This is a genomic window from Algibacter sp. (genome assembly GCF_049667265.1).
Classification (GTDB): domain Bacteria; phylum Bacteroidota; class Bacteroidia; order Flavobacteriales; family Flavobacteriaceae; genus Algibacter_B.
Genome location: NZ_JBATHX010000011.1, coordinates 1 through 6,381, shown reverse-complemented (window position 1 = coordinate 6,381; position 6,381 = coordinate 1). Strand labels below are relative to the sequence as shown.

At 32.7% G+C, this 6,381-nt stretch carries 4 protein-coding genes; all 4 read right to left on the bottom strand.

Translation table 11 applies throughout. The features are described from left to right. A partial coding sequence (locus WBN21_RS00365; protein ID WP_424197336.1) for a flagellar motor protein MotB occupies nucleotides 1–1,380 on the bottom strand: 1,380 nt, incomplete at its 3' end. A gap of 69 nt (nucleotides 1,381–1,449) precedes the next feature. Then, a complete protein-coding gene (locus tag WBN21_RS00360; RefSeq protein WP_424197335.1) occupies nucleotides 1,450–3,441 on the bottom strand; it encodes an OmpA family protein in 1,992 nt (663 codons plus the stop codon). A 13-nt stretch (nucleotides 3,442–3,454) separates the two neighbouring features. Beyond that, on the bottom strand, nucleotides 3,455–4,381 hold the full coding sequence (locus WBN21_RS00355; RefSeq protein WP_424197334.1) for a PorP/SprF family type IX secretion system membrane protein: 927 nt from the start codon (nucleotides 4,379–4,381) through the stop codon (nucleotides 3,455–3,457). A gap of 11 nt (nucleotides 4,382–4,392) precedes the next feature. After that, the coding region (locus WBN21_RS00350; protein ID WP_424197333.1) for a gliding motility-associated C-terminal domain-containing protein at nucleotides 4,393–6,381 on the bottom strand (1,989 nt) is incomplete at its 5' end.

Sequence of the window (6,381 nt, the reverse complement as noted above, 5' to 3'; positions counted from 1 at the left end):
GTTTGTTTTATATGTTGCAACTTCCTTGTTAACAGAATCTAACAAAGTAACAATCGCATTATTAACAGGTTGATTATTTACATTATCATAAACAGTTCCTTCAAGATTTATTTGAGGAATTCTGTCAAATCCATAAATATCATCGCTTCCCAAACCACCATGTCTATTGGATGCGAAATAGCCAGATAAGCCATCTGAATTCATAAAAAATGAAAAGTCATCTTTACTTGAATTTACTGGTGTTCCTAAATTTATAACACTCACAATGTTTTTGTCTGCATCTGAAACGGTTCCATAAATATCTAGTAATCCTAATCCATGGTGTCCGTCAGAAGAAAAGAAAAGCGCGCCTTCACTATTAATAAAAGGAAATTTTTCGTTTTTATTTGTATTAACAACGTCACCCAAGTTTTTTGGTTTCCCAAAAGAACCGTTATTAATATCAACATAATAAATATCTGACCCACCATTTCCGCCAGATCTGTCTGAAGCAAAATAAAGCTTTGTTTCATCTTCACTTAAGGCTGGATGTCCATTTGAAAAATGATTGCTATTAAAAGGTAATTCTTTAATATTTTTCCATTTTCCATCTATATTGGTTGCTTTATAAATCTTTAAATTTGAAATGCCTTCACCATTTCTACCTAACATATTTTTAATAAAATCTGTTCTTGAGAAATACATGGTTTTACCATCTTTGGTTATAGTAAGCGGGCCATCATGATAAACTGAGTTTACCTTTCCTTTTAGTTTAGCTTTATTATTTACACGATTAACATTTGAGTTTTTATCAATTGCATAAATATTCAAAAAAGGCTCTTCATCCCATGCATTGAGGTGTTTTTTTATATCACCTTCATCTCTTGCAGAGGTGAAGTAAATTTTACCCCCATGTTGATAAGCACCAAAATCGCTAAATTTAGAATTGAATTTAATGTCTTTTAAAACATATTGTTTTTTAGCATTGAAAATAGAATTCAAAAAATCTGAATCGTTTAAAAAGAGTTTTTCTTCTATATTTCCTCCAGCATCTTTAAACTGTTTCATCCATGAATTGGACGCTTCATATTCCTTTACACCGCGTAATGCCTGCGAATAATTATAATAGTACTCAATAGGCACATTAGTTTGCTTAACTGCTTTTTCGTAGTATACTACGGCACTATCTGGATTTCGAAGATATGCGTAACTATCAGCTAATTGCCTAGTCGCATAATTAGTTTCAATGCCATCATCAATTAAATCATGATAAGCATTTGTTGCCTGAACAAAAGCAAAATTATTAAATAAATTGTCTGCTTTTTTTTGCATGTCATTTTGTGCAAAAGCACAAATAGTGACAAGCAAAATGATTCCTGTTATGTAGTTTTTTAATTTCATTTGGGGTCTTTTTAATTAAAAAAATCTATACTTTATATGTATTATTTACGCAATTAGGTTTTGCGTTGTCTATTCCATTTTTTCTACAATAAATTGTGTACGTCTGTTTAATTGATGTTGTTTTTCATTGCAAGATACGCCATCGGCACAGTCATTTATTAACCTACGCTCACCATAGCCTTTATATTCTGAAATGCTTGATGCGTTTACACCTTTAGATATTAAATAGTTATAGGTTGATTTAGCTCTATTGGTAGATAAGTTGTCATTATATTCAAAAGTTCCGCGAGAATCTGTATGAGCTTCAATTCGAATAACCATTTCAGGGTAGTCATCCGTCATTAGTTTTACTATTTTATCTAACTCAAGGGCATATTCCTTACGAATATTATACTTTTCGAAATCAAAATAAATAGGCTTTAGTTGCGCATTTTTTACAGATGTAGAATCTTCGCCAATCAAGTTACTTTCGTAATCTAAATTGTTGGTATTTAATTCTGCTAATTTAACAACATCTTGTACTGGGTTTAATAATAAATTGCCAGTAATAGTTATTAGCTCTGTTTGAATATTTTTAGAGGTAAACTCTCTATAATCTTCTATATATTTATTTTGACTTGCAACAATTTTATAATCATTATTTCTATCAATATTTATTTGATAATACCCATTTTCATCAGTTTCCATATAGGCTACTTCATTCCCCTTATCATCATACAAGGTTATTTTTGCTCCAGCTACAGGATTCATGTTTATGGCATCTGTAACAACACCTTCAACATGTAAAACAGGTTCTCTATGATATGCGTAAATATCATCACTTCCACGGCCACCTTGACGGTTTGAAGCAAAGTATCCTGTTATTCCATTTTCATTCATTGTAAAAGCAAAATCATCTTTATTTGAGTTTACGGGAACGCCCAAGTTAATGACATCAACAATGCTTTCATCGTCTTCACCTTTGATAGTTGCAAAAATGTCTAGCATTCCTAATCCTGTTTGTCCATCAGAGGAGAAAAATAAAACGCCTTCATTATTTATAAACGGAAATCCTTCGGCACTTTCTGAGTTAACAATATTTCCAAGATTTTGAATGTTACTTAAAGAGCCATCTGACGCAATATCAACAGTCCAAATATCAGAACCACCAAGGGTTCCAGGTCTGTCAGAAGTGAAATATAATTTAGTATCGTCGGTATTTAAAGCGGCATGTTGGGTAGAAAACTCATCACCATTAATTGAAAGGTCTTCAATATTAGTCCATAAACTATCCACTTTTGTTGCGCGATAAATTTTCATGTTTGTAAGCCCTTTTTTATCCTTTAACTCAATATTATCTTTAAAATTATTCCTTGAGAAGTACATGGTTTTCCCATCTTTTGTAATTGTAGCAGGACCATCATGGTAAATTGAATTTACATCACCTTTAACTTTCGCAGTATAATCTACATTTTTTTTAGAGCCAGCTTCGGTTACATATAAATCTAAAAATGGTTCTTCATTCCATCCATATAATCGTTTAACAGCCACACCTTCATCACGAGAAGAAGCAAAATACACCTTGTCATCATGTTCAAAAGCTCCAAAATCACTATACTTAGAATTGAATCGAACTCTATCTAAAAAGTATTGCTGTTTTGCTCCAAATACACTCGTTATAAAATTTAAATCTTTTGAAAAATCGTTAGTATTTAACACCCCCCCAGAATCTTTATAGCGTTGAAGCCATATTTGAGATTCATCATATTTTTTCATTCCACGAAGTGCTTGAGCATATTTATAATAATATTCTACAGGGACATCTTTTTGCTTAACTACGCTTTTATAATACCTAGAAGCATTTCTTGGATCTCTTAAAAAAGCATAACTATCTGCAAGTTTTCTTGTGGCATAATTTCTGTTATAATTATCTTGAACAAGTTCTCTATATAGATTTGCTGCTTTAACAAACGAAAATTTATTAAAAAGTGTATCTGCTCTTTTTTGTTTTCCTTGTTGAGGAAACATTGAAAAACTTAGCATCAAGGCTAAACAAACTAATATGTAATTTTTGGTATTCATAGGGAAATTAGTCTTAGAAATATCTAGGTGATTTTAATTTTGAACTTAAGAATTTAAACTCGTACATAAGTAGTATTTCATGAGTTCCTGTTGTATAGTCTGCAATTTCAGATATTGGTTTTTCGTAGGCATAACCAATACGTAATTGTCTAGAAATTTGAAAATCTACAATTCCACCAATAGCAGCCGTTTGTTCATTGATTCTATATGAACCACCTACCCAAAACTTTTCGTTAAAAAGAAAGTTTGCAGTTAAATCATACGACACGGGAGCACCATTTGTTCCTTTAATTAAAGCTGCAGGTTTAAATTTGATATTTTTCGTTAAATCAATAACACCACCAGCTGTAAAATAATAGCTAATACGCTCTAATGCTTCAAAATCGTTTGCGTTATTTGCATCATTATTTAGTATTCTAGGAGCTGATAAACTGACATAGATTCTATTAGTACTCCAATATAAACCAAGCCCAATATTAGGAGCCCATCTATCTTCAGTACCATAAATTAGGGGATCATTTTGATTATCTTCATCTATACGAAAACTTGTATCAAAACTAAATTGCGTAAATCCTCCTTTTAAACCAAAAGCTAATTTCCCATCTGTTCCTGTTGGAATACTATATGAAAAATCACCATATAAGTATGTGAAATTTTGAGGACCTAAATCATCTTCAATTAATGATAATCCTACACCAATTCTATCATTCCTAAGTGGCGTATGTATAGAAAGTGTTTGTGTAATTGGGCCACCTTTAAAACCAACCCATTGGCTTCTATGTAATCCTACCATGCTCATTACTTCTCTACTACCGGCATAAGCTGGATTTACAGAGATTGTATTATACATATACTGTGTGAATTGCGGTAATTGTTGAGCAACTCCAACCGTACAGCTTAATAACGCAATAGCGATTATATTATATTTTATAAACTTCATAGGTTAAGATGTTATTTGGTTCCTAAGTAAACTGGTCCAGTAATTGGGGCCAATCCACTATTTCTTAAATTAATGATATAATAATATGTTCCGTTTGGTAATTTACCATTATCACCTATAGATGATTTAGGAGATGATCCATTCCATTTTCCGAAAATGCCAAAAGCATTTCCTTCTCTTTCGCTTCCTAAGGTATATTCGTTAGATTCATAAACTAATGCTCCCCAACGGTTAAATATTTTCACTTCAGCAACGAAACCACATAAGGTAATCCCTTCAATATCGAAAGTTTCATTGAATTTATCTCCGTTTGGTGTAATTGCTGTTGAAATACTGATGTCTTTCTCACCACAAGGCAATACTTTACAACTTGCATCAACAACCATAATTACATCTGTTACATTTAAACATCCAGTTTGGAAACCAATATATCTTAATACATATTGTATTCCTTCAGTATTAGGGTTGAAATCTTCAGAATATGCTTCTTCTAATTTAGTTGGATCAAAAATACTACCAGTTATAGTTGCTATTGGGTTACCTTCAATAATTTCCCAGGTTCCGCCATAAGCTTCTTCAGGCAAGTAACCATCTAGGTTTACCACACCGTTATCAAAACAAATGTCTTCAGCAACCACTTCATTTAATATTTCATCAAGGGATACATTTAATGTTTGGGTGTATGTCTCTTCATTATTACAAGCATCCCTTACAGTCCAAGTTCTAATAATTTGATAATCTGCAATAATACTTTCATCAAAAGTATTTGTTTCATTAAAATCTACAATCACGTTAGCAGAACAATTATCTTCAAACTTAACTTCTGGAGCTTCAGGTATATCAGTACAACTTACATTTAGCATGGCTTCAAAAGATGATGAAGGTACTGGAGCTGTTGTATCTTGAACCGTTATAATTTGAGTATGTGTTGTTTTCAATCCACATTCATCGGTTGCTATCCAAGTACGTGCGATTGTATAATTTGAAGGACAATCTCCATTTGTTCTAGCATCACTAACTGTTACTGTTGCATCACCACAATTATCAATTGCAGATAAACTTGATGCCTCTGGAATCATATCACATTCAACCGTTGTATCTCTTGGTAATGTTTCAACAAATGTAGGAGGCGTTGTGTCCTGAACAATTATTCTTTGTGTGTAAGTAGTTGTTAATCCACAAACATCCTTTGCAACCCATGTACGTGCTATGGTATAGCTATTAGGACAAGTACCATCAGTCCTTGCATCACTAACAGTAACTGTTGCTGTACCACAAATATCGGTAGCTGTTAATGTTATAGGCTCTGGAATATTATCACATTGTACCACAATATTTAAATTAGGAAGTGCTTCAACAAAAACTGGTGGCGTACTATCTTGAACTGTTATTGTTTGGATGTGAGTATTTGTTACTCCACATTCATCAGTTGCCGTATATGAACGCTTAATTACATAGTTAGAAGGACAATTTCCATCTATTCTTTCATCTTTTACGGTTACAGTAGCAATACCACAATTATCTGTGGCAGTTAAAGTTACAGCTTCTGGAATACCATCACATTCCACAACAACATCTCCAGGTAAATCAGTTTGATCAAAATCAGGAGCCGTTGAATCCGATGTTGAAATTATTTGATTTCCGCTAACGCTATTACCACAGGAATCAGTAGCAGTCCAAGTACGTATGATATCATATGTTCCAGAACAATCTCCATCTTGTCGTACATCACTAAATGTAACTATTGGATTTGAATCACAGTTATCAGTAGCGGTTGCTTCACCAAATTCTATTGGGGTTAAGTTATCGCTACATTCTGCGGTTACGTTTTCTGGTAATGAAAGCACAGGGGCAGTATTATCTTCAACAATAATTGTTTGAACAAAATTATTACTAGTATTTCCACATCCATCTATAAAGTTCCATGTACGAACTTGAATATAAGCATTAGGACAATTAGCATCTTGAGTTGTAATATCACTAACTAATACTATATTAGG